Source organism: Brevundimonas sp. GW821-FHT09G01 (genome assembly GCF_059416065.1).
Window position 1 is genome coordinate 61,878 of record NZ_JBWKOL010000012.1, and the last position, 13,470, is coordinate 75,347.

Consider the following 13,470-nt stretch of genomic DNA (forward strand, 5'->3'; position numbering starts at 1 on the left):
ATTCTACTCGACTGATGGGAGTTCTAGGGACCGCAAGCCTAGCCGGAAAGGCCCAGAAGCATGACGCCTGTCAGGAAGGCGGCGAAGGCCAGCGTGGTCAGGACGCTCAGGGTCAACGCCCGCAGCACCGACTGGACCCATCCGCTGCCGTAGGCGCCCTTCAGGTGCACGGTGGCGTGGACGAAGGCGGCGATCATGATGAGGAAGGTCGCCAGGCCGGTCAGGACGGTCGGCAGCAGGCTGGCCAGGGCGCTCAGCAGGGCCAGGAAGCCGAGGCCGTACAGGGCGACCACCGCATGGTGATACAGGCTGAACCGCCGTCGCCAGGCGAACATCAGCCACAGTATGGCGACCGAGATCGGCACGGTCACGAACGACAGCTTGTAGCTGAGACTCTCGATCTTGTATCCGTAGTACTCGGGGTTCTTGCGCAGCTTGGCCAGCAGGTCGAAGAGCCCGGCCGCCGGACCGTTCAGCCCCAGCTCGCGCTTGAGGGCGTCGGGATCGCTGGGGTCGACGGCCGTGCGGGTGCCGTCGGGGTTGTCGACCCAGAAGCCGGTCTCGCGCCCATCCTCGGTGCTGTTGGCCTCGGTGCTGCCGGCCTTCGTGTTGTTCGCCGCCGTCGTATGGGCCGGCCCGGGCTCGGCCTCGGCCAGGCCCCCGAGGTTCATCATGTGTCGCCCGGTGAAGTTCGGGAACAGGAACAGCAGGAAGACCGCGAACAGGAACAGGTGCAGAGGCGCGACATAGCGCGCCCGCCGCCCGGCCATCCATTCACGGCTCAGCTTGCCCGGATTGAAGGCGAGCAGGGGCAGGGTGCGCCACAGGCGGCCGTCGAAATGGGCGATGCCCTCGGCGAACTCCTCGACGAGGTGTTTGAGCTTGTCGTGAAGGTGCGCCTTCTGCCCGCAGGCATGACAGAAGGCGCCGACCATCTCGGTTTCGCAATTGGCGCAGATCGGACCCTTGGGCTTCGTCTTGCGCACCCGTTTCGGCTTTTCCGCCGCGACCGCCCCCGCCGTCATGACCGTTATTCAGCCCATTTGGGTTTGCGCTTGTCGAGGAAGGCGCGGACGCCTTCCTGGCCCTCGTCCGAGACGCGGGCGCGGGCGATGCGCTTGGCGGTCTCGTCCATCAGGCCGCCGTCGATCTTGTGGCCCGAGACGTAGTGAACCAGCCGCTTGGCGTCGCCCATGGCTCCGGGCGCATTGGCGGAGAGGCTGTCAGTCAGCATGGAGACGAACTCGTCCACCGAGCCCTCGGGCAGGACCAGGTCGATCAGACCCGCGTGGGCGGCGTAGTCGGCGTCGAAGATGTTGGCGGTCAGGAACAGTTGGCGCGCGCGTCGGGCGCCGATGGCCTCGACCACATAGGGGGCGATGGTCGCCGGGATCAGGCCCAGCTTGACCTCGGAGAAGGCAAAGCGGGCGCCCTCGACGGCCACGGCCATGTCACAGGCGGCGACGATGCCGGCCCCGCCGCCCATGGCCGAGCCCTCGACGATGGCGCAGGTCAGGGCCGGCACCTCGTGCAGGGCCTTGAGCATCTTCGCCAGGCCCATGGCGTCGTCGCGGTTGTCGCCTTCGCTCCAGCCGGCGGCGTCGCGCATCCAGCCCATGTCTGCGCCCGCGCTGAAGGTGCCGCCCGCGCCGCGCACGAAGACCACGCGCACATGATCGGCGCCGTGCAGGGTCTCGAACGCCTCGAACAGCGCGGCGATGGTCGCGGCGTCGAAGGCGTTGCGCTTCTCGGGGCGGTTGATGGTGACGAAGACCACGCCGTCGGCGGTCGAGTCGATCTGCACCAGGTCGTCATTGGCGTCCGGCGCCGGATCGGCCAGCAGCGGATGGACGATGGCGTTGATCTCGGCGGCCTCGGCGTCGGTGATGTCGAGGGCGTCTTCGGGTTCGGTGGGGGTGGGCTTGTCGGTCATGGGGACTCCTTCGAAGACGTAACGCGCTCAACGCGGTCCTTATCAGACCGGGCAGCGGTGGACGACCCAATCAGGCGCGTCGCCGTAGGTGAAGGTGAGGGTCTGGCGGTCGTCGGAGAGGATCAGGGTGCGGTACTCCTCCTCCATACCCTCATAATCCTCGTACCGGACGTGGATGTTGACGCCGCCCAGCTCGGCCGGGCGGACGGTGAGGACCGTATCGGCCGCCTCGAAATAGGTGATGAAACCCGCTTCGATGCGGAGGTTCAGGCCGCTTTCACGGTCGCCGCATTTCGACAGGTCGCTGCTCCAGTCGCCGTGGAAGCGCTCGGGGATGGCGGGTTGCGGCTCCTGGGCCTGGGCGGCGGCTGACAGTGTCAGCGCGATCAGGGCGGTCAGATGGATCATTGAGGCTCCTTCGATGACCTAACGCGCCAATCCGGTTCCTTCTCCACAAGGGAAGGGGTCGCTACATCCGGAACACGCCGAACGTCGTGTCCGGGATTGGGCGTCCAATCAATAGGGGACCTGTCCCCTCAGCCGTCCACAGCCTCGCGCAGGAGAACATATTGCCAACCTGAACAAATCAAGTACGGTTAGGCGTGCACGGATCAGAGGCCCCACCATCCTCGTTCAAGGTACGCCTAATGCCGACAAATCTACCCGGAAACCGAACGGGTCATATCGGTTACGCCCAAGCGCTCGGCGGCTTCCACGCCACCCGTTACGCAACCAGCCGTGGCCGCCCTCTCACACGTCTGCTCTCGATCAACTTCGCTCGTCTCGACCTACCTGAGGAGGAATGTGCGTCTCTGTTCCGGGGTCTAAGAGATCGGGTCGCTCGCGCATGGAAGTATCGGGATTCCATCCTCGGCGGTTTAGGCTCGTTCGACTACGTGCTGGCGCATGAAAACCCAGGGGCGCGTCGAAACGTTCACTTCGCCGCTCACGTGCCGATCGACGCCATTCAGTGGTTTGACGATCTTGTCCGGCACCGCTTAGCCAAGCTCGTGGGCAGGCCGCTTCCCCAAGGGACCATCGACTTCGTCGCAATCACGACGCCGGGAAACATGGCCAAGTACATGCTGAAGGGTGTCGACCGCCAGTACATCGAGCACTTCCATATGAAGGACTGGGCTTCCGATCAGGGCGTCGTGACCGGACGGCGGTTCGCTACCAGCCGAAGCCTCGGACGAACTGCGAGACGCCACAACAACTGGCGACGCAAGTGACCCTTACATCCGGAACACGCCGAAGGTCGTCTCCGGGATCGGGGCGTTCAGCGAGGCGGAAATGGCCAGGCCGAGGACGTCGCGGGTCTGGGCCGGGTCGATGACGCCGTCGTCCCACAGGCGGGCGGTGGCGTAGTAGGGATTGCCCTCGTCCTCGTACTTCTGGCGCACCGGGGCCTTGAAGGCTTCGGCCTCTTCCGGCGTCCAGGTTTCGGCGTCACGGTGGACGGTGGCCAGCACGCTGGCGGCCTGTTCGCCGCCCATGACGCTGATGCGGCTGTTGGGCCAGGTGAAGAGGAAGCGCGGGCTGTAGGCGCGACCGCACATGCCGTAGTTGCCGGCGCCGAAGCTGCCGCCGATCAGGACGGTGAATTTGGGCACCTCGGCCGAGGCGACGGCGGTGACCAGCTTGGCGCCGTGCTTGGCGATGCCCTCGGCCTCGTACTTGCCGCCGACCATGAAGCCCGAGATGTTCTGCAGGAACAGCAGCGGGATCTTTCGCTTGCAGGCCAGCTCGATGAAGTGGGCGCCCTTCTGGGCGCTTTCGCTGAACAGCACGCCGTTGTTGGCCAGGATGGCGACCGGATAGCCCCAGATGCGGGCGAAGCCGCAGACCAGGCTGGTCCCGTACAGGGCCTTGAACTCGTCCAGCTCGGAACCGTCGACGATGCGGGCGATGACCTCGCGCACGTCATAGGGGGCGCGGACGTCGTCGGGGATGATGCCGTACAGCTGTTCCGGATCCAGCGCGGGCGCGCGCGGCTCGCGCACGTCCAGCGCCACGGACTTCACCGTGTTCAGGTTGGCGACGATCGAGCGGACGATCTCCAGCGCGTGCTCGTCGTTCTCGGCCACATGGTCGACCACGCCGGACTTGCGGCCGTGGGTCTCGGCGCCGCCCAGCTCCTCGGCCGAGATGACCTCGCCCGTCGCGGCCTTCACCAGCGGCGGGCCGGCCAGGAAGATGGTGCCCTGGTTGCGGACGATGACCGTCTCGTCCGACATGGCCGGCACATAGGCGCCGCCGGCGGTGCAGGAGCCCATGACGCAGGCGATCTGCGGGATCGACTTGGCGCTCATGCGGGCCTGGTTGAAGAAGATGCGGCCGAAGTGGTCGCGGTCGGGGAAGACCTCGGCCTGGTGCGGCAGGTTGGCCCCGCCGGAATCGACCAGATAGACACAGGGCAGGTTGTTCTGCTCGGCGATCTCCTGGGCCCGCAGGTGCTTCTTCACCGTCATGGGGAAGTAGGCGCCGCCCTTCACGGTCGGATCGTTGGCGACGATCATGACCTCGCGGCCCGAGACCCGGCCGACGCCGCAGATCATGCCCGCGCCCGGCGCCTCGTCGTTATACATGCCGCCGGCGGCCAGCTGGCTGACCTCGAGGAAGGGCGAGCCGGGGTCCAGCAGGCGCTCGACCCGGTCGCGGGGCAGCAGCTTGCCGCGCGAGACGTGGCGGTCGCGGCTGGCGTCCGAGCCGCCGCGTCCGGCCTTGGCGACCTTTTCGTACAGCTCGTCGCGCAGGGCGCGGTTGTGGGCGTCCAGCGCCTTGAAGGCGGCGCTGTGGGGATCGATGGCGGACGTCAGCTTGGGCATGTGCGGAGGTTTAGGCGGCTTCGCGGGCAGGGGGAAGCGGGGGTGTTCTCCCTCCCCCGCAGTGGGGAGGGGTGTCGGCGCGTCAGCGGCGACAGGGTGGGGGACCGTGCGGCCGCTCCCCACCCGTCCTCGCTTCGCTCGGCCACCCTCCCCATGAGGGGAGGGAGAAGTCCTCCTTATGCCACCTTTCCCTCAACCCGGGTTGACCTTCACCGTCCCCCGTGGCCTGTCGCGCGTCCCATGACCGTGCTCAGCCCCCAGACCCGCGCCACCCTGAAAGACCTTCTGAATCTCGCCTGGCCGGTGGTGCTGGCGCGTATCGGCATCATGACCATGGGGCTGACCGACGCGATCGTGGTCGGCCACTATGCGTCGCGCGAGCTGGCCTATCACTCGCTGGCCTGGGCGCCGTCCTCGGTAGTGCTGACCACGGCGGTCGGGCTGATGATGGGGGTGCAGATCCTGACCGCCCGCCTGCGCGGCGAGGGACGGCACGCCGAGATCGGCGCGGTCCTGAGGCGCGGCGTCGTTTATGCGATGCAGATCGGCGTCGCCGCCATGCTGGCCCTGGCGGTGTTCGGGCCGTGGGTCATGCAGAACGTCCAGTTCGGCGAAGGCCTGGGCGAAGGCGCGTCCGGACCGCTGGTGGTCTTCGCCCTGTCGATGCCCGCCTATCTGATCTCGATCGCCGGGCAGTTCTTCCTGGAGGGGCTGTCCAAGCCCAAGCCGGGAATGTGGGCCATGTGGGTGGCCAACGGCGTCAACATCGGCCTGAACCTGCTGCTGGTGCCCGATCTGCTGGGCCTCGGCGTGGACGGGGCTGTCGCCTCGGCCTGGGCGACGTTCGGCGCCCGGACGGCGCTGGCGGTCTTCCTGGTGATCTACATCCTGCGCCTGCCCGAGGCGAAGACCTGGAACCTGTGGGCCAAGCCGGCGCGCGACCGCGCGGTCGAACGCGAACAGGTCAAGGTCGGCCTGGGCGCCGGGGCGTCGAACTTCATCGAGGTCGGGGCCTTCGCGGCCATGACCCTGATCGCCGGCATGCTGGGGACCAACGAGACCGCCAGCTGGGCCATCGTGATCAATATGTCGGCGATCGTCTTCATGCTGCCGATGGGACTGTCGTCGGCGACGGCGGTGCTGGTCGGACGGGCGTACGGCGCACAGGACCGGGCGGGCGTGATGCGCGCCGGCCTGGCGGGCATCGGCGTGGTCGCGGTGCTGACCCTGATCGTGGCCCTGGTCATCTGGCCGACGGCCACGGTGGTGGTGGGCGCCTATACGGCCGATCCGGCCCTGATCGCCATCGCCGGACCGGCGCTGGTGCTGGCGACCCTGTTCTTCGTGGCGGACGGCATCCAGGTCGTGGCGGCCCAGGCCAATCGCGCCGCGGGCGACGTCTGGTGGCCGACGATCATGCATTTCCTGTCCTACGGCGCGATCATGATGCCGCTGGGCTGGGTGCTGGCGCACAGGATCGGCGTGGACGGACTGGTGTGGGCGGTGATCATCGCCAGCCTGGTCTCGGGCGCCCTGCTGGCGGGGCGGTTCCTCAGGGTCGCGCGGCGGCTGCCGCACGTTCTGTGAAACGCAGCGTGTTGCCGTCCGGGTCATCGACGTAGAATTCGCGCGTGCCCCACGTCTGATCCAGCGGACCCTGGTGGACCGGCGAGTCCGGCTTGCCCGAAGGATCAAGGCCGCGCGCCCGGAACGCCTCGAACAGGGCGTCGATGCCGGCGACCTCGACCACGACCGCCTGCCCGAAGACGCCGTCGCCCCGATGGCTGGACAGGTTCAGCACCTCGCCGTCCCGGGTCAGCCAGGCGAACCCGGGATCCGTCAGTTCGGACCACTCGCGCCGGACCTCGAAATCCAGCACGCCGGTGTAGAAACCGACCGAGCGGAGGATGTCGCTGCATTTGACGGTGGGGATGATGGCCATGGGCGAGAGCGTAAGCGTCGTCCCCGATCGGGTCGAGGGACGGGCGGCGAGGGTCGAGGCGGGGCGGGAACGGGTTGCGAAATCCGGCTGCACTCGCCACTAACCACTCACCGCGACCCTCGCTCCTCCACCCTCAGGCCCCAATGTCCCGCATCCTCATCACCTCGGCGCTGCCCTACATCAACGGCATCAAGCATCTGGGGAATCTGGCGGGTTCGATGCTGCCGGCGGATGTCTACGCCCGCTTCAAGCGCGCGCAGGGCCATGAGGTCCTCTACATCTGCGCCACCGACGAGCACGGCACCCCGGCCGAGCTGGCCGCCGCCGCCGCCGGGCAGGACGTGCGCGCCTATTGCGACGAGCAGCACGAGATCCAGAAGGCCGCCGGCCAGTCGTTCGGCCTGAGCTACGACTGGTTCGGCCGATCCTCGAACGATCCCAACCGCCGCCTGACGCAGCATTTCGCCAAGGTACTGGAGGAACGGGGCCTGATCGAGGAGCGGGTCGACCGGATGATCTATTCCGTCGACGACGCCCGCTTCCTGCCGGACCGCTATGTCGAGGGGACCTGTCCGCACTGCGCCTATGAGAAGGCGCGCGGGGACCAGTGCGACAACTGCGGGCGGCTGCTGGACCCGACCGACCTGATCAATCCCTATTCGGCGGTCTCGGGCTCGCGGAACCTGGAAGTGCGCGACACCCGTCACCTCTATCTGCTGCAGACCAAGCTGGAGCAGCCGATCCGCGACTGGATCGGGACCAAGACCGACTGGCAGACCCTGGCCAAGTCCATCGCCTACAAGCACCTGGACGAGGGCCTGATCGACCGGGGCATCACCCGCGACCTGAAGTGGGGCGTGCCGGTGGTCGGGCCTGACGGCGGGCCGCGCCCGGGCATGGAGGGCAAGGTCTTCTATGTCTGGTTCGACGCGCCCATCGAATACATCGGCGCCACGGAAGAGTGGGCCGACGCCAACGGCACGACCTGGCGCGACTGGTGGAGGACCGACGAGGGCGCCGACGACGTGCGCTACGTCCAGTTCATGGGCAAGGACAACGTCGCCTTCCACACCGTCAGCTTCCCCGCGACGATCCTGGGCTCGGGCGAGCCCTGGAAGACGGTCGACACCCTGAAGGCCTTCAACTGGCTGAACTGGTACGGCGGCAAATTCTCGACCAGCCAGAAGCGCGGCGTCTTCATGGACCAGGCGCTGGAACTGCTGCCCGCCGACTACTGGCGCTGGCACCTGACCGCCTATGGCCCGGAACACTCCGACGCGGCCTTCACCTGGGAGCAGTTCCAGTCGACGACGAACAAGGACCTGGCCGACGTGCTGGGCAATTTCGTCAACCGGATCGTCAAGTTCACGGAGTCGAAGTTCGAGGGTGTGGTGCCCCAGGGCGGCGCCCTGACCGAGGTCGAGCAGTCCTTCCTGGCCCAGCTGAAGGGCGGCATCGCGGAGGCGACGGCCAATCTGGAGGACATGGAGTTCCGCAAGGCGGCGCAGTCGATCCGCGCCCTGTGGGTGCTGGGCAATGAGTATCTGCAGGTCGCGGCGCCGTGGACGGCGTTCAAGACCGATCCGGAACAGGCCGCCACCGCCACCCGCTTCGCCCTGAACCTGGTCGCCCTGTTCGCCCGCCTGGCCGCCCCGGTCATCCCGGCGTCGGCGGAGAAGATCGCCGCCAGCGTCGGCTCGACCGACCTGTCGTGGCCTTCGGCGGACGAGGACCTGCTGGCCGCCGTGCCGGTGGGCCGGCCGGTCGCCGCCGCCAGCGTCCTGTTCGCCAAGATCGAGGACGAGCAGGTCGCCGAATGGAGCGCGCGGTTCGGGGGCGCGGAGGGCTGATATCGTCCGGCGTCGCTTCGATGCATTGACCTTGGGGCGGCTCACCGGCGATCGTGCGGGACGTCTGAGGAAGTGTTCGAATGCCCCTGCTTGCCATTCTTCTGTCAGTTGGCGTTCTCGCCGTTCAGGATCCGCAGGACGCCTGCGCCGATGTCGGCGGCCAGCTTGAGATGACCAGCTGCTACGCGGACGTGCGCGACCGAGCGAAGGCCGAACAGGGCGTGATCCTGTCGCGGATCAACAGGGCGCTGGATGCTCTCCCGGCGGATCATGGCGTTGAACCACGGGAGGCGAAACGGGCGTTCAGCGAGGCTCAGTCCCACTGGAACGCGTTCGCCACAGCGGACTGCGGGGCCGGCGAGGCCCTGTTCGGCGACGGCGGCGCCTTCGCCCTGGACTCTCTGGATTGCGAGATTACCCACCTTGAAGACCGCAATCGCCAGCTTCGCGATTTCGAGAGCAGATATCTCGGCCGCTGATTTTCCTAGTTTGCCCGTTGGAGGTCGCTCGTGATCACGATTATCGCCCTGGCCCTTCTGGCTTCGCAGGATGGTCCCTCCTTCAACTGCAGCCGCGCCTCGACCCCATCCGAGCACGCCATCTGCGCCGATCCGGCGCTGGGGCGGCTGGATCGGCGAATGGCTGACCGCTACGCCGCCGTCCGCCGCGCTCTACCGGCGGGCGCCCGCACCGCGCTGACGCAGGATCAGCGATGGTTCATCGGCGCCCGCGACGAATGGCAGGAGAACAGCACGCGCGGCGGTTTCCGGGACTTCTCCGGTCTGGCGGAGCGCATGAGGGGACGGGTGCAGTTCCTCGACAGCCTGCAGACCCGTCCGGCCACCGGACTGGAGGGGGAGTGGCGCAACGTGGCGGGCTCCGTGGATATCCGGCGGCTGGAGAAGGGGCAGCTTCTGGTCGAGCTCAACGCCGCCCATCCGGTCAATGCGCGCTGGCTCTGCGACGTGTCCGGCACGGGACGGATCATCGACAATGCGATCACGATCAACGCCGACGACGGGTGGCGGATTCGGGTATCGTTGCGCGGCGGCTATCTGAATGTGGAGGAACTGGCCCCTGGCGGCCAGGGCGGCTCTCGCCCCTACTGCGGGATGAACGGCCACGTCGACGGGTCCTATTTCCTGACGCGTTGAGCGTCAGCCCTCGATCACATGCGGCACGAAGCGCGCCGTGTTTCCCGTGATCAGTCCCGCCTCCCTCACGCCGATGCCGACGGCTGCGCCGTCGACGATCCAGCTGCCGATGACCGGGTGCTGGCCGTCGAACTCGGGCAGGTCGTAGAGGCGCTGCCAGACATAGCCCTCGCCGCCGTAGTCGCCGCCGGTGGCTTCGACCACCTTGCCGTCCCTGACGATGGAGATGTTGGCGCCCTCGCGGGCCAGGATCGGCTTGCGCGCATGGTCGCCGGGCAGGGCCTCGAAGGAGGCCTCCAGCAGGTTCGGATGATGGGGAAACAACTCCCACAGGATCGGCAGCAGGGCCTTGTTCGACCAGATCATCTTCCAGATCGGCTCGATCCAGACGGTCGGCGAATGGACGATGCGCGAGCCGTATTCCTCGTTGATCAGCCATTCCCACGGATAGAGGTGGAACAGGGACCGGATCGGCGCGCCTGTGGCGTCGGCGAAGCGCAGGCCGGTCCATTCGATCTGGTCGATGGGCAGGGCGATGCTCTGGACCCCGCCTTCGCGGGCGACGTCGCGCATATAGGCGACGGTGACGGCGTCCTCGGCCGCGCCTTCCTCGGCCCAGGTGAAGTGGACCGGCTGCGGCAGGGCGGGGGCGATCTCGGCCCAGCGGGCGATCAGGGCGTCATGGATGCCGTTGAACTGATCCCGGCCCGGGAAGACCGCCTCCAGCCAGTCCCACTGGATGACCGAGGCCTCCAGCAGGGAGGTGGGGGTGTCGCAGTTGAACTCGAACATCTTGGGCGGCGAGACGCCGTCGTAGCCCAGGTCGAAGCGGCCGTGGTTCAGCGCCGGCGGCTCCTCGTCCCAGGCCTTGCGGATCAGGGGGACGGCGAAGTCGGGGATGCCGAAGCGGTGGAACAGGTTCTGATCGATGATGTGCTGACCGGCCGCCAGGCACAGGGCGTACAGCTCTTCGGTGGCCTGCTCGATCTGGCGGACCTCGCGGCGGCTGAAGCGGTAGCAGGCGGCCTCGTTCCAGTAGGGCAGGTCCCCGGCGGTGTGCCAGACGAGGCCAAGGGCCTCGACCCGCTCGCGCCAGTCCGGCCGGGGCGCCAGCGGCAGCCGGTCCATCAGCCGCCCGAGGAGCCGCGCGCCGAGGCGCCGAAGCCGCTGCGGTCGGGGGCGGTGTAGCTGCCGCCCGAGGCCTTCTTGCCATAGGCCGTGCTCGCCAGCGCCGCGGCGCCGAAATACCAGAGGGCGCCGCCGCCCGCGCCGCCGCTGCGGTGGCAGTTCTGATCCGGGATCCGAGCGCCCGTCGGATCGGTGCAGATGCGGGTGGTCGCCTGTTGCTGCGGCGGTTGTTGTCCGCAGGCGCTGATCGACAAGGCCGCCGCCACGCTGGTGGCGAAGGACAGCTGGCGCACGGCGGCGTTCAGGGGCGTTTTCGGAGTGGCGGTCATGCTCAGGCCGCCGGAACCGTCAGTGGCGGCGGCAGATCGGCCGGGGTCGCCCCGGGTTGGGTCATGCAAATCCGCAGCTTGTCGCCTTCCTCAGCCTTGCAGTATTTGGCCACCTCCTTCGGCGTGATCTGCAGGAAGGCGGGGATGGCGGCGTTGTGCTGGGCCAGGTTCAGGGTGCGGACCACGGTGGCGCGGTAGCCGTCCCAGATCATGTGCAGCGCGACGTACAGGACGATGACCAGGCCCAGGTAGCCGATCCAGCGGAAGCGGTGCAGCAGCTTGGCGATATAGGTCGCCGCCACGCCCATCAGGCCGATCGACAGGACCAGGCCGAAGACCATGATCCACGGGTGCTCGTGGGCCGCGCCGGCCACGGCCAGCACATTGTCCAGCGACATGGTGATGTCGGCGATCATGATCTGGACCAGGGCGGCGCCGAAGGTCTTGCGCTTCAGGCCCAGTTCCTCGGGCGACGGACCCTTGCCGTGCTCGATGCTCAGCGCCAGCTCGAGTTCCTTCTCGGCCTCGGCCTGGTCATGGGTCGCCTGCTCGCGCAGCTCGCGCCACATCTTCCAGCACACCCACAGCAGCAACAGGCCGCCGGCCAGCAGCAGGCCGATCAGCCCCATCAGCCAGCCGGTGATCAGGGCGAAGCCGATGCGCATGACCACGGCGGCGATCAGGCCGATCAGGATCGCCTTCTTGCGCTGCTCCTGCGGCAGGGCGGCGGCGGCCAGGCCGACGGCGACGGCGTTGTCGCCCGCCAGCACCAGATCCATCATGACCACCTGGCCCAGGGCGGTCGCCTGCGAGGCCAGTTCGGGAGAGCTGAAGAATTCCATTTCCGCTCTCTAGCGTCGGTGCGGCATCCTGTCAGCCGCCCTGTTTGCGTACCGCTTCATAAAGCGCGATGGCGGCGGCGTTGGAGACGTTCAGGCTCTCGAAACCGCCCGGCATGGGGATCCTGGCCATGGCCTCGCAGTGTTCGGCCACCAGCCGGCGCACGCCGTCGCCTTCCGAGCCCATGACCAGGACGGTCGGCTGGGCGTCCAGGGCCTGTTCCAGTGTCAGCTCGGCCGCGCCATCCAGCCCGACCGCGCGCCAGCCCATGTCGGCCAGACGCTCCAGCGCGCGCGACAGGTTGGTCACCCGGGCGCAGGGCAGGCGTTCGGTGGCGCCGGCGGAGGCCTTGGCCAGCGCGCCGGCCAGGGCGGGGGAATGGCGGTCCTGGACCACGATCCCCTTGGCCCCGAAGGCCAGGGCGGAGCGGAAGATGGCGCCGACGTTCTGCGGGTCGGTCAGCTGGTCCAGCATGACGATGACGCCCGAGGCGTCCTCGGCGATGTCCTCCAGCGCCACGCCTTCCAGCGGCGAGACCTTGAAGGCCAGGCCCTGGTGCACGGCGCCGGCGGGCAGCATGCGGTCCAGCGCCTGCGGCTCGATCACCTCGACCTTGTGGCCGTGCGGAGCCAGACGGTCGCGCTCGATCTCGGCGGCGCGGTCCGGCGTGGCCAGCAGCCGGCCCATGCCCTTGCGGGCCGGATTGGCCAGGGCGGCCAGCACGGGATGACGGCCCCAGACGAAATTATCGGCGTCCGCCTTGGCGCGCGAACCGCGCGGGGCGGAATCACTGAAGGTCTTCGCGGGCGGATTGGGGTTCCATCCGCCGCGATCGGGTCCGCCCTTGCCGGCGGCCTTCGGGCCGTCGAAACGCCCGCCGGGCTTGCCGGAAGGGGCCGTTTTCTTGCCCGATTTCCGGTCGTTGCGTTCTGGATTTCTCGACACTATAAGACGCCCTCCGATTTGGAGCCCTGAGGGCTTTCGGGTCTGGCGCACCTCCTAAAGCAGGCGACGCGAGACCACGAGAGACTTTGTTGCGCCGGGGGTCGAAAGACCGTCGTCGCGAAGGTTCCGGCGGTTCGAAAAGCGCGTTTGGGGGAATGTCCCGAGCGGCAAAGGGGGGGGACTGTAAATCCCCTGCGTAAGCTTCGCAGGTTCGAGTCCTGCTTCCCCCACCACGCGCTTTCGAAACGACGGACGGGACCCCATATCGGGTCGGCGGTCGAGGGTCTTTCGGACCTGAGGCCGTCTCCGTGCGGGTATAGTACAATGGTAGTACAGCAGCCTTCCAAGCTGAATATGTCGGTTCGATTCCGTCTACCCGCTCCAAGGTTTTTGATCAGCATCGCGCCCCTCCGCTGACGGACCCGGGCCACAGGAGTTTTGGCCATGGCCAAGGAAAAGTTCGAACGCACCAAGCCGCACTGCAACATCGGCACGATCGGTCACGTTGACCACGGCAAGAC

15 protein-coding genes and 2 tRNA genes are annotated in these 13,470 nt (G+C 67.7%); 8 read left to right on the forward strand and 9 right to left on the reverse strand.

Annotated elements, in window-relative coordinates; genetic code table 11:
- Positions 1–38 precede the first annotated feature (38 nt).
- Genes AC07NB_RS16910 through AC07NB_RS16920 form a run of 3 tightly spaced genes read right to left on the reverse strand, consistent with a single transcriptional unit; the run spans position 39 to position 2,341 of the window.
- A complete protein-coding gene (locus AC07NB_RS16910; RefSeq protein ID WP_494572398.1) occupies positions 39–1,025 on the reverse strand; it encodes a DUF3667 domain-containing protein in 987 nt (328 codons plus the stop codon).
- 5 nt (positions 1,026–1,030) lie between these two features.
- Complete coding sequence (locus AC07NB_RS16915; RefSeq protein ID WP_494572399.1) at positions 1,031–1,933, reverse strand: enoyl-CoA hydratase-related protein; 903 nt, start codon at positions 1,931–1,933, stop codon at positions 1,031–1,033.
- Positions 1,934–1,975: 42 nt separating this feature from the next.
- Positions 1,976–2,341, reverse strand: a complete 366-nt coding sequence (locus AC07NB_RS16920; protein WP_494572400.1) for a hypothetical protein — start codon at positions 2,339–2,341, stop codon at positions 1,976–1,978.
- A gap of 239 nt (positions 2,342–2,580) precedes the next feature.
- Between AC07NB_RS16920 and AC07NB_RS16925 the strand changes: the two genes are divergently transcribed.
- A complete protein-coding gene (locus AC07NB_RS16925) occupies positions 2,581–3,165 on the forward strand; it encodes a hypothetical protein (protein WP_494572401.1) in 585 nt (194 codons plus the stop codon).
- Between the two features lie 3 nt (positions 3,166–3,168).
- On the opposite strand, the gene AC07NB_RS16930 is transcribed toward AC07NB_RS16925, so the two are convergent.
- On the reverse strand, positions 3,169–4,761 hold the full coding sequence (locus AC07NB_RS16930) for a carboxyl transferase domain-containing protein (RefSeq protein ID WP_494572402.1): 1,593 nt from the start codon (positions 4,759–4,761) through the stop codon (positions 3,169–3,171).
- A gap of 240 nt (positions 4,762–5,001) precedes the next feature.
- On the opposite strand from AC07NB_RS16930, the gene AC07NB_RS16935 reads away from it, so the two are divergent.
- Positions 5,002–6,348, forward strand: a complete 1,347-nt coding sequence (locus AC07NB_RS16935; protein ID WP_492313620.1) for an MATE family efflux transporter — start codon at positions 5,002–5,004, stop codon at positions 6,346–6,348.
- On the opposite strand, the gene AC07NB_RS16940 is transcribed toward AC07NB_RS16935, so the two are convergent.
- Positions 6,314–6,703 (reverse strand): bleomycin resistance protein, encoded by a 390-nt coding sequence (locus AC07NB_RS16940; RefSeq protein WP_494572403.1) that lies wholly within the window; start codon positions 6,701–6,703, stop codon positions 6,314–6,316. The genes AC07NB_RS16935 and AC07NB_RS16940 overlap by 35 nt on opposite strands.
- 143 nt (positions 6,704–6,846) lie before the next feature.
- Between AC07NB_RS16940 and metG the strand changes: the two genes are divergently transcribed.
- The 3 genes from metG (at position 6,847) to AC07NB_RS16955 (ending at position 9,707) form a co-directional block, all read left to right on the forward strand.
- On the forward strand, positions 6,847–8,553 hold the full coding sequence (gene metG / locus AC07NB_RS16945; RefSeq protein ID WP_494572404.1) for a methionine--tRNA ligase: 1,707 nt from the start codon (positions 6,847–6,849) through the stop codon (positions 8,551–8,553).
- Positions 8,554–8,633: 80 nt separating this feature from the next.
- Entirely contained in the window at positions 8,634–9,032 is a 399-nt protein-coding gene (locus AC07NB_RS16950; RefSeq protein ID WP_492313617.1) for a lysozyme inhibitor LprI family protein, read from the forward strand.
- A gap of 30 nt (positions 9,033–9,062) precedes the next feature.
- Positions 9,063–9,707 carry a lysozyme inhibitor LprI family protein gene (locus AC07NB_RS16955; RefSeq protein WP_494572405.1) on the forward strand — a complete coding sequence of 215 codons (645 nt, stop codon included), beginning with the start codon at positions 9,063–9,065 and terminating at the stop codon, positions 9,705–9,707.
- Between the two features lie 3 nt (positions 9,708–9,710).
- Here AC07NB_RS16955 and AC07NB_RS16960 read toward each other — a convergent pair whose 3' ends face one another.
- Genes AC07NB_RS16960 through rlmB form a run of 4 tightly spaced genes read right to left on the reverse strand, consistent with a single transcriptional unit; the run spans position 9,711 to position 12,949 of the window.
- Positions 9,711–10,835, reverse strand: coding sequence for a glutathionylspermidine synthase family protein (locus tag AC07NB_RS16960; RefSeq protein WP_291838220.1), 1,125 nt, complete (start codon positions 10,833–10,835; stop codon positions 9,711–9,713).
- Entirely contained in the window at positions 10,835–11,164 is a 330-nt protein-coding gene (locus AC07NB_RS16965) for a hypothetical protein (RefSeq protein ID WP_291838217.1), read from the reverse strand. The genes AC07NB_RS16960 and AC07NB_RS16965 overlap by 1 nt, the downstream gene beginning before the upstream one ends.
- A gap of 2 nt (positions 11,165–11,166) precedes the next feature.
- Complete coding sequence (locus AC07NB_RS16970) at positions 11,167–12,006, reverse strand: TerC family protein (RefSeq protein ID WP_291838214.1); 840 nt, start codon at positions 12,004–12,006, stop codon at positions 11,167–11,169.
- Positions 12,007–12,037: 31 nt separating this feature from the next.
- A complete protein-coding gene (gene rlmB / locus AC07NB_RS16975; RefSeq protein ID WP_494572406.1) occupies positions 12,038–12,949 on the reverse strand; it encodes a 23S rRNA (guanosine(2251)-2'-O)-methyltransferase RlmB in 912 nt (303 codons plus the stop codon).
- 149 nt (positions 12,950–13,098) lie between these two features.
- Here rlmB and AC07NB_RS16980 point away from each other — a divergent pair.
- The 3 genes from AC07NB_RS16980 to AC07NB_RS16990 all read left to right on the forward strand — a co-directional run.
- Positions 13,099–13,182, forward strand: a tRNA-Tyr gene (locus AC07NB_RS16980).
- 77 nt (positions 13,183–13,259) lie between these two features.
- Positions 13,260–13,333 (forward strand) — tRNA-Gly (locus AC07NB_RS16985).
- A 60-nt stretch (positions 13,334–13,393) separates the two neighbouring features.
- On the forward strand, positions 13,394–13,470 hold a 77-nt coding region (locus AC07NB_RS16990), incomplete at its 3' end, for a hypothetical protein (protein ID WP_007443273.1).

Coding starts and splice junctions, on each gene's coding strand:
- AC07NB_RS16910 (WP_494572398.1), bottom strand. CDS start 1,025: ATGACGGCGGGGGCGGTCGCGGCGGAAAAGCCGAAACGGGTGCGCAAG.
- AC07NB_RS16915 (WP_494572399.1), bottom strand. CDS start 1,933: ATGACCGACAAGCCCACCCCCACCGAACCCGAAGACGCCCTCGACATC.
- AC07NB_RS16920 (WP_494572400.1), bottom strand. CDS start 2,341: ATGATCCATCTGACCGCCCTGATCGCGCTGACACTGTCAGCCGCCGCC.
- AC07NB_RS16925 (WP_494572401.1), top strand. CDS start 2,581: ATGCCGACAAATCTACCCGGAAACCGAACGGGTCATATCGGTTACGCC.
- AC07NB_RS16930 (WP_494572402.1), bottom strand. CDS start 4,761: ATGCCCAAGCTGACGTCCGCCATCGATCCCCACAGCGCCGCCTTCAAG.
- AC07NB_RS16935 (WP_492313620.1), top strand. CDS start 5,002: ATGACCGTGCTCAGCCCCCAGACCCGCGCCACCCTGAAAGACCTTCTG.
- AC07NB_RS16940 (WP_494572403.1), bottom strand. CDS start 6,703: ATGGCCATCATCCCCACCGTCAAATGCAGCGACATCCTCCGCTCGGTC.
- metG (WP_494572404.1), top strand. CDS start 6,847: ATGTCCCGCATCCTCATCACCTCGGCGCTGCCCTACATCAACGGCATC.
- AC07NB_RS16950 (WP_492313617.1), top strand. CDS start 8,634: ATGCCCCTGCTTGCCATTCTTCTGTCAGTTGGCGTTCTCGCCGTTCAG.
- AC07NB_RS16960 (WP_291838220.1), bottom strand. CDS start 10,835: ATGGACCGGCTGCCGCTGGCGCCCCGGCCGGACTGGCGCGAGCGGGTC.
- AC07NB_RS16965 (WP_291838217.1), bottom strand. CDS start 11,164: ATGACCGCCACTCCGAAAACGCCCCTGAACGCCGCCGTGCGCCAGCTG.
- AC07NB_RS16970 (WP_291838214.1), bottom strand. CDS start 12,006: ATGGAATTCTTCAGCTCTCCCGAACTGGCCTCGCAGGCGACCGCCCTG.